Here is a 15,107-nt window from a genome sequence, read left to right as displayed (position 1 = left end):
GTGCCCCCGGACGCTCAGCGCGCCTCCGGGGGCACCGTCATGCGGTGGGCGGGGGCGCGGTGGAGCCGCGTACCACCAGACGTACGGGAAGGTCATGACGGGCCGCGGGACGGCCCTCCAGGACGTCCAGCAGAGCCGTCATGCCCCGCTGACCGACCTGCTCCGCCGGGAGGCGCACGGTGGTGAGTTCCGGCTCGACCGCCGTGGCGAGCGCCAGGTCGTCGAAGCCCGTCACGGAGATGTCACCGGGGACCCGCAGGCCTCGTCTGCGGGCTGCCTTGCAGGCGCCGGCGGCCAGGATGTCGTCGTCGCACACGATCGCGGTGGGCGGCGGGCCGGGGGCGGACAGCACCGCCTCCGCCGCCGCGCGCGCCGCCCCGACGTCCAGCGCAGCCGTGACCGTGCGCAGGGCGGCCCCCGGCACCTCCCGCACGGCCTCCCGCAGTGCCCGGGCACGCACGGCGAAGGTCCAGGTCTCCACCGCCGAGGCGAGATGGACGATCCGGCGGTGGCCGAGTCCCAGCAAGTGGCCGGCCACCTGGTGCATGCCGTGCGCGATGTCGAGGTTCACCCGTGCGGCGGCTTCCCCGTCCTCGGGATCGCTGTCCAGCATCACCAGCGGCAGACCGGCGCCCCGCAGCGCACCGAGCGCCCCGGTGGCCATCGAGGACGCGATCACACCGTCGAGCGCGGCGCGCGCGGAGGCGAACGGGTCCCGGGCGGGGCCGGTGCCGTCGGGGGAGGGGTAGAGGACCACGCCGAAGTCGTGCTCGGCCGCCACGGCGGCCGCACCGGTGTACACGCGGGCGAAGAACTCGTTGGTCAGCGCGGGGACGACGAGCAGGGCCGTACGGGTGCGCCCCATCCGGAGGCTGCGGGCGGCGAGATTCGGCCGGTAACCGAGCTCCCTGGCGCTGTCGCGGACCCGCTCGGCCGTCGACGACGACACGCGGCCCCGCCACTTCTCGCCGAGCACCAGCGAGACCGTGGCTTGCGAGACGCCCGCGGCCTTCGCCACGTCACGGCTGGTGGGCCGGGGTGGGGCGGGCTGCTGCGCGCTGCTCACTCGTGCCTCCGTGCTGGCCGGTCAGGTGCGGTGGGATGGACTGGCGGACTGCCCACATGGTACGTATGAACGCTGACGTTATACGTAAAACCCCGAGGCGGTGACGCCGGCGGGGGAGAGGGGCGGACATGGCCGCGGGATATCTGGACATCCTCCGGGCGCGGCACGCCGCCCGGCTGCTCGCGGGAACGCTGGTGGGGCGGCTGCCCAACGGCACCGCCCACATCGCGATCGTCCTGTTCACCCGGGCCGAGGGCGGCAGCTACACCCTGGCCGGCGCGCTCGCCGCGGCGTACGGCCTCGCCACGGCCGTGGGCCAGCCCCTGCTGGGCCGGGCCGTCGACCTGTACGGCCAGCCGCGCGTCCAGCTGCCGGCGGCGGTGGTGTCCGCGCTCGGCATGGCCGCGCTCGCCCTGGCAGGTCTCGGTTCGCTCCCCGCGGCGTACGCGGCGGTCGTCGTGGCCGGTGTCTTCACGCCGCCGCTGGAGGGCGGCCTGCGCGCCCTGTGGCCGACGGTGCTCGGCCGGGAGGACCGGGTACACCGCGCGTACGCCATGGACGCGGTGGCGCAGGAGATCATGTTCACCGTCGGGCCGCTGCTCGTCACGGTCCTGGTCTCGCTCTGGTCCCCTGCCGCCGCTCTCCTGGTCATCAACGCCATCGGGGTCCTGGGCGCCCTGTCCGTCGTCCTGTGCGAGCCCTCCAGGGCCTGGCGCTCCGAGCCCCGCGAGGCGCACTGGCTGGGCGCACTGCGCTCGCCCGGACTGCTCGCCCTCCTGGGGGCCTTCTTCTTCGTGGGGCTCGCCCTCGGCTCGATCACGGTGGCGGGGGTCGCGTACGCCGACGACCACGGCCGGGAGTCCGTCTACGGCTGGCTGATGGCCGCGCTGGGCCTCGGCGCGCTGATCGGCGGGGTGGTGTACGGGGCGCGGCAGTGGGCCGGGGCACCCGAGCGGAGGCTGCGGGTCATCGTCGCGCTGCTGGCCCTGGGCTACCTGCCGTTGGCGCTGACGCCCGGGGTGCCCGCCATGACCGCCCTGGCGGCACTGGCCGGCGTGTTCCTCGCGCCGGCGATCGCCTGTTCGTTCATCGTCGTGGACCGGCACGCGCCGCGCGGGACCGTGACCGAGGCGTTCTCCTGGCTCGTGACCACCTTCGGCGTCGGCGCGGCGGCCGGGACGGCGGTGGCGGGACCGGCCGTCGAGCTCGGCGGGACGGCGTGGAGTTTCGCCGTCGCGGGGGCCGGTGGAGTGGCGGCGCTGCTGGTTCTGCTGGCCACCGGAAGGGTCCTCGCAGCTCCCGGGCGTACGCCCGCAGTTGTGGCCGGATCGGAAAATGATCGAAACGGTGCTGCCGAACCCGGTTTCAGCTCAGGCCATAAGGCGTAATGTTCAGTCATGGACCGCCGCATTTTCGGGCTGGAGAACGAGTACGGCGTCACGTGCACGTTCAGGGGACAGCGCCGACTGTCACCTGACGAAGTGGCGCGCTACCTCTTCCGCCGTGTTGTGTCATGGGGCCGCAGCAGCAATGTCTTCCTGCGGAACGGCGCCCGCCTGTACCTCGACGTGGGATCGCATCCGGAATACGCAACCCCCGAATGCGACAACGTGACCGAACTGGTCACGCACGACAAGGCAGGCGAACGCATTCTCGAGGGCCTGCTCGTCGACGCCGAACGCCGCCTGCACGAGGAGGGAATCGCGGGCGACGTCTATCTCTTCAAGAACAACACCGACTCGGCAGGAAACTCCTACGGGTGTCACGAGAACTACCTCGTGGCCCGGCACGGAGAATTCTCCCGGCTCGCGGACATCCTCATTCCGTTCCTCGTCACCCGTCAGCTCATCTGCGGCGCCGGCAAGGTGCTGCAGACGCCGCGCGGCGCCGTCTACTGCGTCAGCCAGCGGGCCGAGCACATCTGGGAGGGCGTCAGTTCCGCGACGACGCGCTCCCGCCCGATCATCAACACCAGGGACGAACCGCACGCCGACGCGGAGCGGTACCGCCGCCTCCACGTCATCGTCGGCGACTCCAACATGTCCGAGACGACCATGCTCCTCAAGGTCGGCGCCACCGACCTCGTGCTGCGCATGATCGAAGCGGGCACGGTGATGCGCGATCTGACCCTGGAGAACCCGATCCGGGCCATCCGCGAGGTCAGCCACGACATCACAGGACAGCGCAAGGTGCGCCTCGCCAGCGGCCGGGAGGCCTCGGCCATCGAGGTCCAGCGCGAGTACTACGAGAAGGCCGTCGACTTCGTCGAACGCCGTGGCATCCGCACCGGCACCGTCGACCAGGTCCTCGAACTGTGGGGGCGCACCCTGGACGCCATCGAGGCCGAGGACCTCGACCGGATCGGCACCGAGATCGACTGGGTCATGAAGTACAAGCTCATCGAGCGGTACCGGGCGAAGAACAACATGACCATGTCGAACCCGAGGGTCGCTCAGATAGACCTCGCCTACCACGACATCCACCGGCGGCGCGGGCTCTACTACCTGCTGGAACGCAAGGGCCAGGCCGCCCGCATCTGCAACGACCTGAAGATCTTCGAGGGCAAGTCGGTGCCCCCGCAGACGACCAGGGCGCGGCTGCGCGGCGACTTCATCCGCCGGGCCCAGGAGCAGCGGCGGGACTTCACCGTCGACTGGGTCCACCTCAAGCTCAACGACCAGGCGCAGCGCACCGTGCTGTGCAAGGACCCCTTCCGTTCCGTCGACGACCGGGTGGAGAAGCTGATCGCGGGCATGTGATCCGGGACGTGCGCGTCCCTCCCCTCGCGCGACCGGGCCCCGTACGTTCCTCGTACGGGGCCCTTCGCTCGGCCTAGAGTGGCGGGGACCAACTCACGTGTCGTCTGAGATCTGAGGAACCAGTGCGCCGACTTGCCGGCCTTCTCGTTGTCCCCCTTCTGCTGCTGTCCGCAGTGGCATGCGGCGACGACAAGGCCTCCGACTCCGCCTCGTCCACGAACGGCGCTCCCGCGATCACCGCTGGAGCCGAGTTCGGCGAGAAGCCCACTCTGGCGAAGGGCGAAGGTGACCCCCCCAAGGAACTGAAGACCGAAGTCATCAGTGAGGGTGACGGCGCGAAGCTCAAGAACGGCGACGCGATCCAGGTGAACTACCTCGGACAGGCGTGGGACTCCACCAAGCCGTTCGACAACAGCTTCGACCGCAAGCAGCCCTTCGACCTGACGCTGGGCGCGGGCATGGTCATCCAGGGCTGGGACAAGGGGCTCGTGGGCCAGAAGGTCGGCAGCCGCGTCGAGCTGGTCATCCCGCCGGACCTCGGTTACGGCGAGCAGGGCCAGGGCGACATCAAGCCCAACGCCACCCTGGTCTTCGTCGTCGATATCGTGAAGGCCACGCAGATCCCGGCCTCCGCCGAGGGCACCCCGGTCGCCCAGGACAACATCGACCTGCCGAAGGTCGGTACCAAGACGGACGGCAAGGCGCCGACGGTCACGATCCCCAAGAGCGACCCGCCGAAGAAGCTGGTCTCCAACTACATCCTCGAGTCCAAGGGTGAGGTCATCAAGGAGACCGACAGCGTCGTCGTGAACTACGTGGGGCTGCTCTGGAAGGGCAGCAAGGCCTTCGACAGCACCTACCAGGCGGGCAAGACCCAGACCTTCCCGCTGGCCCAGGTCACCCTCAAGGGCCTGAAGAACGGCCTGGTCGGCAAGAAGATCGGCAGCCGCGTGCTGCTCGTCATCCCGCCGGACCAGGGCTTCGGCTCCGAGGCGCAGCAGACCGTGCCGGCCAACTCCACTCTCGTGTTCGCCGTGGACCTCCTGGCAAAGATGTAAGACTGTCCCGGTTGCACAGTTCATCGGTAGGAGGAGCAGTTCAGTGAGCATCGAGAAGCCCGAGATCGACTTCCCGGGTGGCGAGCCGCCGGCCGACCTGGAGATCAAGGACATCTGGGAAGGCGACGGCCCGGTGGCCCAGGCGGGCCAGACCGTCTCCGTCCACTACGTGGGCGTGGCGTTCTCCACCGGCGAGGAATTCGACGCCTCGTGGAACCGCGGCACCCCGCTGCAGTTCCAGCTCGGTGCCGGTCAGGTCATCGCGGGCTGGGACAAGGGTGTCCAGGGCATGAAGGTCGGCGGCCGTCGTCAGCTGACGATCCCCGCCCACCTCGCCTACGGCGATCGCGGCGCGGGCGGCGGCGCCATCGCGCCGGGCGAGACGCTGATCTTCGTCTGCGACCTCGTCGGCGTCTGATCCGTCCGTCTACAGCAGCCAGGGCCCGTGCCGCAAGGCGCGGGCCCTCGCTTTGGTCCGGACACCCCGGGGCGGTACGGTCGACGGTCAAGGAGCACGTCGAGAAAGGGCGTCGATGGCGATTGCCAAGGCCGAACGGCTGATGAACCTGGCACTGTGTCTGCTGGGTACCCGGCGCCCGCTCAGCAAGCGCGAACTCCGTGGGTCGATCGAGGCCTACCTGGAGGCGGGCTCGGACGAATCCTTCAACCGGATGTTCGAGCGCGACAAGGACGATCTGCGCGAACTCGGCCTGGTCATCGAGACCGTGGAGAACCTGGACGGCGACACCGGCTATCTCGCGCGCCGTGACAGCAACCGGCTGCCCCCCATCACGCTGGACGCCGAGGAGGCCGCGGCCCTCGGACTGGCCGCCAAGGTCTGGCAGCAGGCCCGGCTCGCCGGGGCCGCCAGTGGCGCGCTGCAGAAGCTGCGCGCCGCGGGCATGCCCGAGGCCGAGGACGCCTACGAGGTGCACAGCGCCCTCGAACCCCGCATTCCGGTCCACGAGGCCGCGTTCGAACCGCTGATGCTCGCCTGCCGGGACCGCCGCCCGGTCACCTTCGACTACCGCAAGGGCAACGCCGCCCGGCCCGAGCAGCGGCAGGTCGAGCCCTGGACGCTCGAGTGCTGGCGCGGCCACTGGTATCTGGCCGGCTGGGACCGGGAACGGGGCGCCGAGCGGGTCTTCAGACTCTCCCGGATCTCGGGGAAGGTCCGCTCCCGCGCGGGCGCGTTCACCGCCGGGGTCCCCGATGTGGTGACCGTACGGGAGACCGTCGAGAGCTGGGCCGGCGAGACCGCCACCAGGACCGCCCGCATCAGGCTGCGTGCCGGCGCCGGCTACCCCCTGCGTTCCCGCGCGATATCGGTACGGGAACTCGGTGACGGCTGGGACGAGCTGGAGATTCCGTACGGACACGGGCTGGACGCCTGGCTCGTGGAGTTCGGGGCGGACGTGATCGTGAGCGAGCCCGCGGATCTGCGGGCCGATGTGATGGACCGGCTGCGCGCCGTGGCCAAGGACTGAGGGGGAGACGTACTCGTGGCCACGAACGCGATCGACCAGACCCGGCGGATGCTCTCCCTGGTGACGTACCTGCGCGAGCGCCCCGGCGCACACGTGCAGGACGTTGCCCGGGCCTTCGGGATCACCGAGGACGAGCTGATCTCCGACCTCGACGTCCTGCCCATGTGCGGCACCAGCTTCCGCGGCGGGGACCTGCTGGACATCGACACCGACGGTGACCGGATCTGGTGGCACAATCCGGACGACGTCGCCGAGCCGCTACGGCTCGCCGCCGACGAGGCGACCGCCCTGCTGGTCGCCGCCCGGGCCGTCGCCACGCTCCCCGGCCTGCGCGAGAGCGACCGGCAGGCGCTCGTGCGCGCGACCGCGAAGCTGGAGACGGCTGCCGGGGAGGTGGGGGCCGCCAGTTCGCGGCTCTCGGTCACCTTCGAGTCCGAGGGCGGCGTCTTCGCCGACGTGGACCGGGCGATCTCCGAGCGGCGCCGGCTCTGGCTGCGCTACTACTCGCCCGCCCGCGACGAGCTGACCGAGCGCGAGGTGGACCCGATCCGGCTCTTCGCCGTCGGCCACACCTATATGGAGGGCTGGTGCCGGCTGACCGAGGCCCGGCGTACGTTCCGGCTCGACCGGGTCGCCGAGATCAGGCTGCTCGACGCCCCCTCGGCCCCGCCCGAGCTGGAACTGCGCGACCTCTCCGAAGGGCTGGTGCAGCCCGCCGCCGAGGACCCGGAGGTCGTGGTCGAGGTCGGTCCCGGCGGCCGGTGGGTGGCCGAGTACTACCCCCACGACAGTGCGGAGGAGCTGCCCGACGGCGGCTTGCGGATCACCCTGCGCACCCCCGACCCGGCCTCCCTGCGCAGACTCGCCCTGCGGCTGGGCGGCGAGGGACGTATCACCGCCCCCGATGAGCTGGCCGAGAGCGCCCGGCTCGCTGCGCGTGAGGCTCTGGCCGCCTACGACGGCGCCCTCTGAACGGCGGCCGCCGGTGCACCGAGGAGACGGAGACAGAGGTCACATGAGTGCGATATCGAGCCCACGGACCGGTCCGGTCACGGCCCCGGTGCCCGCCGCCGTACGCTTCCGGGCCGCGTGCCCGGACTGCCGCGAACGGTTCGAGCTCCCGTCGGCCGCGCTGCGCCTCGCCATAGGCGCCAGCCACCGTACGACCTTCTACTCCTTCACCTGCCCCGAGTGCGGGTCCGCGGTCCGCAAGCCGGCCGGGGAGCGCATCATCGAACTCCTCAGCGGCGGTGGCGTGCGCACCCTGCGCCTGCACACCGCCCTGGGGTGACGAGACATCGAGGAACCGTCCATGTTCTGGCCCATGCTCGCCATCGCCCTGGGTTTCGCCGGCCTGGCCGTGCTCGGGGTACTGGCCGTCAAGGTCTTCGTCGAGGCACAGCGGCTCGCCGGTCAGGTCGCCGAGACCACGCGGCGGATCAACCGGGCTGCCGAGGATCTCGAACGAGCGGCCACCACGCTCGCCGACACCGGTGAGGCTCTGAGATAGCGGAGCGCACCCTCCAGATTCACTGGTTCGGGGGGTACTCTGCTTGAGCGGCCCAGGCAGGGAGGTGCGGGCCGCAAGCGGGAGTACGCACGGCCATTGCCTCGTGTTCACCCCTGCGGGTTACGATCGCTGCCAGCGAAGGTCGGACATATGTCCGGACACACGGGTAGCGAGCCCCACCCTCCAGACGCCTCAGTGAGAAGGAAGTCGCACATGATCGGCAATCTGAAGCCCCTCGAGATCGTTCTGATCATCGCTGTCATCCTGCTGCTCTTCGGTGCCAAGAAGCTCCCCGACATGGCGCGTTCGCTCGGCAAGTCGGCCCGCATCCTCAAGAGCGAGGCCAAGGCCATGAAGAAGGACGACGCGGAGTCCGCGACGCCCACCACGGAGACCGTCGCGGACACCACCCCGCCCGCGGCCACCGCTCGCACGATCCAGGCCGCCCCGGGAGACGTCACCAGCTCCCGCCCGGTCAGCGAGGCCAAGCCCACCACCCAGAGCTGACAGCCGACCCGTACCACGGGAAGCTGCCGCACGAGACGAGGGAAGTGGGTTGCTCAAGTCTGCCCGCAAGCAGGAGAAGGACGACGAGGGGCGGATGCCCCTCCTCGATCACCTGCGTGAGCTGCGCAACCGGCTGCTGAAGTCGGTCCTGGCGATCGTCGTCGCCGTGATCGTGGCAGCGTTCTTCCAGAAGGAAATCTTCGAGTTCCTGATGAAGCCGATCCTTGACTCGGTCGGCTGCAAGGACGGCGCCTTGACCATGGTCAACGGCCGGCCCTGCGCGGAGATGACCACCAACGGCCTGCTGTCGCCGTTCACCATCGCGCTGAAGGTGTCCCTGATGGCGGGCGTGCTGGTGGCCACCCCGGTGTGGCTCTACCAGCTGTGGGCGTTCGTCGCCCCGGGCCTGCACAAGCAGGAGAAGCGCTACTCGATGGCCTTCGTCGCGGCGGGGGTCCCCCTCTTCGTGGGCGGCGCCTACCTCGCGTACGCGATCCTGCCGCAGACCGCAGAGATCATGCTCGGCTTCACGCCCGACAACGTGAAGAACCTGCTGCCGCTCGACGACTTCCTGGACCTGATCACCCGCATGGTGATCGTCTTCGGTCTGGCCTTCGAACTGCCGCTGCTGCTCATCCTGCTCAACATGACCGGCGTCCTGTCCGGCACCCGCATGCTGCACTGGTGGCGCGGCATGCTCGTGGGCCTCACCGCTTTCGCGGCCATCGCGACCCCCGGCGGCGAGCCCATCTCGATGCTGCTGCTGGCGGGCCCGCTGGCCGTCCTCTACTTCATCGCGGTCGGTATCTCCCTGCTCAACGACAAGCGCAGGCGGCGGGCGAACCCCGACGCCGAGCTCGACGACGACGAGGCCTCCCGGCTGGACCTCACCCCCGAGGCTGTCGGCGCGGTCGAGCCGGTGACCTCCCGCCCCGCACTGCCCGAGCAGTCGGACGGTGACGCCGACGGAGGCAGGTCCCACCGGCTCAACGGTTACGACGACATCACCTGACCTTGTAGGGTCCGGCGGGTGACCAGCGAGATCACCCTCTTCGTCAATCCCACCGCGGGAAGCGGCCGGGGCGCGCGTGCCGCGCAGCCGGCCGCTTCCGCGTTGCGGGACGCCGGCTTCTCCGTACGCACGGTCCTCGGGGAAGACGCCGACGACGCCCTGAGGCGGGCGCGGGAAGCCGTGGCCGGCGGGACCGGAGCGCTCATAGCCGTCGGCGGGGACGGCATGATGTCCCTCGCCCTGCAGGCCGTGGCGGGCACGTCGACGCCCCTCGGTGCCGTGGCCGTGGGCACCGGGAACGACTTCGCCCGGGCGCTGGGGCTGCCGATACGGCAGCCGGCTGCCGCCGGGAGGCTGGCCGCCGAGGCGCTCAAGGCCGGGACGGTACGCACGATCGACCTCGGCCGGGCCGGGGAGCGCTGGTTCGGCTCCGTGCTGGCCTCCGGATTCGACTCGCGGGTGAACGACCGCGGCAACCGGATGCGCTGGATCGGCGGGCGTTTCAAGTACGACCTCGCGATCCTCGCCGAGCTGGCGGCCTTCCGGCCGATCCCCTACCGCGTACGGCTGGACGGCGGACCGGTGCGCGAGATCGAGGCGGCGCTGATAGCCGTGGGCAACGGCACCACGTACGGCGGCGGCATGCGGATCTGTGCCGGGGCGGTCATGGACGACGGACTGTTCGACGTGACCGTGGTCGGCGACTGCGGCCGGGCCACTCTGGTCAGGGTCTTCCCGAAGGTCTACCGGGGCACGCACCTCGACCACCCGGCGGTCACCGTGCACCGGGTCTCCTCGATCGAGCTGGCGGCCCCCGGGGTCACGGCCTACGCGGACGGCGAGCCGCTGGGCGCGCTGCCGCTCACGGTCACCTGCGTACCCGGTGCCGTCAGGGTCCTCGCGCCCTGACGGGACGGGTCCTTGCACCGTGAAATAAAGATCGGGCTGAGTGTCGTACGAGGCGGGTAGGCTCGTAGCAAGATGACAGAGGACCTCTCACCAGCTGAGCGATACCAGGCGTCCCGGGTCCGTGCGGCCGAGCAGGCCACGGCCCTCGCGCCCTTCCGCGAGATGTACGAGTTCGGGCTGGACCCGTTCCAGATCGAGGCCTGCCAGGCCCTGGAGGCGGGCAAGGGGGTGCTGGTCGCCGCTCCCACCGGCTCGGGCAAGACGATCGTCGGTGAGTTCGCCGTGCACCTGGCCCTGTTGCAGGGGCGCAAGTGCTTCTACACCACCCCGATCAAGGCCCTCTCCAACCAGAAGTTCACCGATCTCGTGCGGCGCTACGGCGCCGACAAGGTCGGTCTGCTGACCGGTGACAACAGCGTCAACGCGGACGCGCCGGTGGTCGTCATGACCACCGAGGTCCTGCGCAACATGCTGTACGCGGGCTCCCAGGCGCTCACCGGCCTCGGTTACGTGGTCATGGACGAGGTGCACTACCTCTCCGACCGCTTCCGGGGCGCGGTCTGGGAGGAAGTGATCATCCACCTGCCGGAGTCGGTGACCCTGGTCTCCCTGTCGGCGACCGTGTCCAACGCCGAGGAGTTCGGCGACTGGCTGGACACCGTCCGCGGCGACACCCAGGTGATCGTCTCCGAGCACCGGCCGGTGCCGCTGTGGCAGCACGTCATGGCCGGCCGGCGGATGTACGACCTCTTCGAGGAGGAGAGCGACCACGGCGGCCGGGGCACCGGCCGGCGAGAGGTCAGCCCCGACCTCGTCCGCCTCGCCCGGATGGAGAACCAGCGCGGGTACAACCCACGCGACCGCCGTCGCGGGAAGATGGTCCGCGAGGCCGACCGTGAGCGGGAGCGCCGCCAGCGCAGCCGGATCTGGACCCCCTCACGGCCGGAGGTCATCGACCGCCTCGACGCCGAAGGGCTGCTGCCCGCCATCACCTTCATCTTCAGCCGGGCCGGCTGTCAGGCGGCCGTGCAGCAGTGCCTTCAGGCAGGGCTCAGGCTGAACGACGAGGACAAGCGCCACCTGGTGCGGGAGATCGTCGAGGAGCGGACCGCGTCCATCCCGCCCGAGGACCTCCACGTCCTCGGCTACTACGAGTGGCTCGAAGGTCTGGAGCGGGGCATCGCCGCGCACCACGCCGGGATGCTGCCGACCTTCAAGGAGGTCGTGGAGGAGCTTTTCGTCCGCGGTCTGGTCAAGGCGGTCTTCGCCACCGAGACCTTGGCGCTCGGCATCAACATGCCCGCACGCTCCGTGGTGCTCGAGAAGCTCGTCAAGTGGAACGGTGAGCAGCACGCCGACATCACCCCCGGCGAGTACACGCAGCTGACCGGCCGGGCCGGCCGCCGGGGCATCGACGTGGAGGGTCACGCGGTCGTCCTGTGGCAGCGGGGCATGGACCCGGGTGCGCTCGCCGGACTCGCGGGCACCCGTACGTATCCGCTGCGTTCCAGCTTCCGGCCGTCGTACAACATGGCCGTGAACCTCGTGCAGCAGTTCGGGCGGCACCGTTCGCGTGAGCTGCTCGAGACCTCGTTCGCGCAGTTCCAGGCGGACCGTTCCGTCGTCGGGATCTCCCGGCAGGTCCAGCGCAACGAGGAGGGCCTCGCGGGCTACAAGGAGGGCATGACCTGCCACCTCGGGGACTTCGAGGAGTACGCGCGCCTGCGCCGCGACCTCAAGGACCGCGAGACCGAGCTGGCGAAACAGGGCGCGGCCCAGCGGAGGGCGGCTGCGGCCTCCTCCCTGGAGAAGCTGAAGCCCGGTGACGTCATCCACGTCCCCACCGGCAAGTTCGCAGGGCTCGCGCTGGTCCTCGACCCGGGACTGCCCGCGGGGCGGACCAACGGCCACCGCGGCCTGGAGTACCACGACGGGCCGCGTCCGCTGGTGCTCACTGCCGAGCGGCAGGTCAAGCGGCTGGCCCACATCGACTTCCCGGTGCCGGTCGAGGCGCTGGAGCGGATGCGGGTGCCCAAGTCGTTCAACCCGCGCTCACCGCAGTCCCGCCGTGACCTGGCATCGGCGCTGCGCAGCAAGGCGGGTCACATCGACCCGGGCCGCCACCGCAAGCAGCGGGCCGCGGCGGCCGACGACCGGGAGATCGCCCGGCTGCGCACGGAGCTGCGCGCCCACCCCTGCCACGGCTGCGACGAGCGCGAGGACCATGCGCGCTGGGCCGAGCGCTACCACCGGCTGCAGCGTGACACCCGGCAGCTGGAGCACCGCATCGAGGGCCGGACGAACACCATCGCCCGGACCTTCGACCGCATCGTCGCGCTCCTGACCGAGCTGGACTACCTGCGGGGCAACGAGGTCACCGACAACGGCCGGCGGCTGGCACGCCTCTACGGAGAGCTCGACCTGCTGGCCAGCGAATGCCTGCGCGAGCGTGTCTGGGAGGGGCTCAACCCCGCTGAGCTCGCGGCGTGCGTCTCGGCGCTGGTCTACGAGGCCCGCCAGGCGGACGACGCCGTGGCGCCCAAGTTGCCGTCCGGGCCCGCGAAGGCGGCGCTCGGCGAGATGGTCCGCATCTGGGGCCGGCTCGACGCCGTCGAGGAGGACTTCAAGATCAGCCAGACGGAAGGGGTCGGCCAGCGGGAACCCGATCTCGGCTTCGCCTGGGCGGTCTACATGTGGGCCTCCGGCCGGTCGCTGGACGAGGTGCTCCGTGAGGCGGAGATGCCGGCCGGTGACTTCGTCCGGTGGTGCAAGCAGGTCATCGACGTGCTCGGCCAGATCGCCGCTGCCGCGCCCCGGGAGGGGAGTTCGGTCGCGAAGAACGCCCACAAGGCGGTCGACGCGGTCCTGCGGGGTGTGGTGGCTTACAGCTCCGTGGGGTAGCTCTTCGGGGTGAGCTCCGTGGGGAGAGCGTTGTCGGCGTGAACTGAGCCGAGGGCGATCAGTCGGCGAGAGCCGCGTCGAGGGGCGATCGCCCCCGGGGGCGCGGACTCCATGGGCTGACGAGTGGCCACAGGCGGATCATGGACGCCTGTGGCCACTTCCGCGTGCCCTCCGGTCAGGTCGCCTTGCGGTTCTTCATCGAAAGTCCCGCGCAGGCCGCTCCCAGCACGATCGCCAGACCACCGACGATCACGTTGTTGAGAATGACGCCCGTGTCGGGGCTCTGACCCACGACCCACGTCGACACGATGAGCCACGCGCCCAGGGCCACGATGGCCATGCTCATCCCGGTCATCCGCTCCGGCATGGCGGTGAAGCAGAGTGCCAGCACGGCTATCGCGATTCCGATGACGAGGTTGTGCGTCACCAGGTTGGGCTGGTTCGCGGTGAAGTGCAGCACCCACGGCGAGACGGCGCAGTACAGGCCGAGCAGGAACACCGGTGCGTCCGCCATGGCCGTCGTCCGGCGGCCGCTCATCACGCGGTCGTGACGCGCCCGCATTTCCTCGGCATCGGGGTGGCCGGAAAGGTCCCTTCCGGTGTGCGAGATGTTACTCATGAGGATGATCTCCTTCGCACTTGCTGGAGCGACCGCGGTCAGGAGCACGGTCATCAGCTTTCCTGACCAGTGTGCTCTTATATGTCCCTTATGTGTAGTTGTCGGGGTGGTCAAATTCTGCGGATCCGTCCAGGCGGAGGGCCAGTGCCGCCAGGTCCTCCGCCCGCAGGACGCGGCCCCCGAATCCCGGCAGGGGTACGTGGAGCGGGCGCGTCCAGTGGTCCGGGACCGCGTCGATCCCGTACACCGCTCCGGCCAGCCCGCCCGTGACCGCCGCCACCGTGTCGGTGTCGCCGCCCACGTCGACCGCGGCCGCCAGGGCGGACCCGAAACCGCTGGTGGTGCGCAGCGCCCAGACCGCCGTGGCCAGGCAGGGCCAGACCGCCCCGTTGAACTCCGTGGCATCGTCGGGATGCCAGTCCCGCCCGAGGACGGAGGTCCAGCGGGCCCGGTGGGCCTCGTGGACGGCGGCCAGCGCCTCGTCCACGGCGGCGAGCGGATCGCCGCCCTCCAGCGCCACGCGTACCAGTTCGTGAAAGAGGGCGGTGCCCTCCCAGGCCGCCCCGTCCCCGTGCGTCAGGGCGGCGATACGGCGTGCGGCGTCCATCGTCGCCGCCCGTCCGGCCCGGGCGAAGTACACCGCCGGTGTGGTGGCGCGCATCAGCGAACCGTTGCCGGCGGCACGCGTGTTGACCTGGAAGTGCAGCGCGGCGGCCAGGTCCCACGGGTCGCCGCTGGTGAGGACGGCCTCGGTCTGCAGACCGATGTCCTTCGGATCGGAGACCGCCCACCGCCTGAACCGGCCGAAGATGTCCGGGAGGTCCAGGCCGCCCCGCTCCAGCAGCGACTCCCCGACCAGGACGGCCATCTGTGTGTCGTCCGTCGCCTCACCAGGATCCCAGCCGCCGCCCCCGCACATCGTGCCCGCTCCGTCGGGGAACCTCGCGCTGTACGCACCGGGCGCCCCGAACTCGAAGGGAGCGCCGAGCGCGTCGCCGACGGCGGAGCCGATCACCGCGCCCACGACACGAGCCCTGCGGTCCGGGCCGCTCCGGTCGGGTCGGAGAGCGCGGTCCTCGGGGCTCGTCGGCGTCATCCCGTCAGCGTACTGACGGCACGACGGGTCAGGCGGCCGGCATCAGGACGGAGTCCACGATGTAGACCGTGGCGTTGGCGGTCGGGACGCTGCCGCAGACGACCTTGGAGGAGTCGGTCAAGGTGTACTCCTCGCCCGAACCGAGAACTGACGGCCGGTGCCATGTGCGCCATGACCGCATGA

The 15,107-nt window shown here is 70.6% G+C and carries 15 protein-coding genes and 1 pseudogene; 12 read left to right on the top strand and 4 right to left on the bottom strand.

The features are described from left to right. Window positions 1–37: 37 nt before the first annotated feature. Window positions 38–1,066, bottom strand: coding sequence for a LacI family DNA-binding transcriptional regulator (locus tag ABZY45_RS15520; RefSeq protein WP_356740100.1), 1,029 nt, complete (start codon window positions 1,064–1,066; stop codon window positions 38–40). A gap of 128 nt (window positions 1,067–1,194) precedes the next feature. Between ABZY45_RS15520 and ABZY45_RS15515 the strand changes: the two genes are divergently transcribed. From ABZY45_RS15515 to ABZY45_RS15460, 12 genes are all read left to right on the top strand, one after another. Next, window positions 1,195–2,454 (top strand): MFS transporter, encoded by a 1,260-nt coding sequence (locus tag ABZY45_RS15515; protein ID WP_356740098.1) that lies wholly within the window; start codon window positions 1,195–1,197, stop codon window positions 2,452–2,454. A gap of 9 nt (window positions 2,455–2,463) precedes the next feature. After that, entirely contained in the window at window positions 2,464–3,825 is a 1,362-nt protein-coding gene (gene pafA, locus ABZY45_RS15510) for a Pup--protein ligase (protein WP_099178033.1), read from the top strand. A 122-nt stretch (window positions 3,826–3,947) separates the two neighbouring features. Continuing rightward, window positions 3,948–4,883 carry an FKBP-type peptidyl-prolyl cis-trans isomerase gene (locus ABZY45_RS15505; RefSeq protein WP_356740096.1) on the top strand — a complete coding sequence of 312 codons (936 nt, stop codon included), beginning with the start codon at window positions 3,948–3,950 and terminating at the stop codon, window positions 4,881–4,883. 43 nt (window positions 4,884–4,926) lie between these two features. Then, window positions 4,927–5,301, top strand: a complete 375-nt coding sequence (locus ABZY45_RS15500) for an FKBP-type peptidyl-prolyl cis-trans isomerase (protein WP_356740094.1) — start codon at window positions 4,927–4,929, stop codon at window positions 5,299–5,301. 115 nt (window positions 5,302–5,416) lie between these two features. Then, window positions 5,417–6,370, top strand: a complete 954-nt coding sequence (locus ABZY45_RS15495; protein ID WP_356740092.1) for a WYL domain-containing protein — start codon at window positions 5,417–5,419, stop codon at window positions 6,368–6,370. 15 nt (window positions 6,371–6,385) lie between these two features. After that, the gene (locus ABZY45_RS15490) at window positions 6,386–7,342 is read left to right on the top strand and encodes a WYL domain-containing protein (RefSeq protein ID WP_356740090.1); all 957 of its coding nucleotides are present in this window, start codon (window positions 6,386–6,388) and stop codon (window positions 7,340–7,342) included. Window positions 7,343–7,385: 43 nt separating this feature from the next. Next, a complete protein-coding gene (locus ABZY45_RS15485; RefSeq protein WP_356740088.1) occupies window positions 7,386–7,661 on the top strand; it encodes a hypothetical protein in 276 nt (91 codons plus the stop codon). 21 nt (window positions 7,662–7,682) lie between these two features. Beyond that, complete coding sequence (locus ABZY45_RS15480) at window positions 7,683–7,880, top strand: hypothetical protein (protein WP_145806520.1); 198 nt, start codon at window positions 7,683–7,685, stop codon at window positions 7,878–7,880. 213 nt (window positions 7,881–8,093) lie between these two features. Continuing rightward, complete coding sequence (gene tatA, locus ABZY45_RS15475) at window positions 8,094–8,387, top strand: Sec-independent protein translocase subunit TatA (protein ID WP_356740086.1); 294 nt, start codon at window positions 8,094–8,096, stop codon at window positions 8,385–8,387. A 49-nt stretch (window positions 8,388–8,436) separates the two neighbouring features. After that, window positions 8,437–9,399: a twin-arginine translocase subunit TatC gene (gene tatC, locus ABZY45_RS15470; RefSeq protein ID WP_356740084.1), complete on the top strand. Its 963-nt coding sequence runs from the start codon at window positions 8,437–8,439 to the stop codon at window positions 9,397–9,399. A gap of 18 nt (window positions 9,400–9,417) precedes the next feature. Beyond that, window positions 9,418–10,308: a diacylglycerol kinase gene (locus tag ABZY45_RS15465; protein WP_356740082.1), complete on the top strand. Its 891-nt coding sequence runs from the start codon at window positions 9,418–9,420 to the stop codon at window positions 10,306–10,308. 72 nt (window positions 10,309–10,380) lie between these two features. Continuing rightward, window positions 10,381–13,209, top strand: coding sequence for a DEAD/DEAH box helicase (locus tag ABZY45_RS15460; protein ID WP_356740080.1), 2,829 nt, complete (start codon window positions 10,381–10,383; stop codon window positions 13,207–13,209). Window positions 13,210–13,384: 175 nt separating this feature from the next. Here the strand turns inward: ABZY45_RS15460 and ABZY45_RS15455 are convergent, their stop codons facing one another. The 3 genes and pseudogenes from ABZY45_RS15455 to ABZY45_RS15445 all read right to left on the bottom strand — a co-directional run. Further along, entirely contained in the window at window positions 13,385–13,828 is a 444-nt protein-coding gene (locus ABZY45_RS15455) for an SPW repeat protein (protein ID WP_356740078.1), read from the bottom strand. 88 nt (window positions 13,829–13,916) lie between these two features. Further along, window positions 13,917–14,924 carry an ADP-ribosylglycohydrolase family protein gene (locus tag ABZY45_RS15450; RefSeq protein WP_356740076.1) on the bottom strand — a complete coding sequence of 336 codons (1,008 nt, stop codon included), beginning with the start codon at window positions 14,922–14,924 and terminating at the stop codon, window positions 13,917–13,919. 28 nt (window positions 14,925–14,952) lie between these two features. Beyond that, window positions 14,953–15,066 (bottom strand): annotated as a pseudogene (locus ABZY45_RS15445) (fasciclin domain-containing protein); the annotation flags it as partial. Between the last annotated feature and the right edge of the window lie 41 nt (window positions 15,067–15,107).

This window comes from Streptomyces sp. NPDC006516, from assembly GCF_040611875.1.
In the GTDB taxonomy this organism is placed as follows: Bacteria; Actinomycetota; Actinomycetes; order Streptomycetales; family Streptomycetaceae; genus Streptomyces.
The sequence above is the reverse complement of the archived record's forward strand: the minus strand, read 5'-3'. Positions and strand labels throughout refer to the sequence as shown.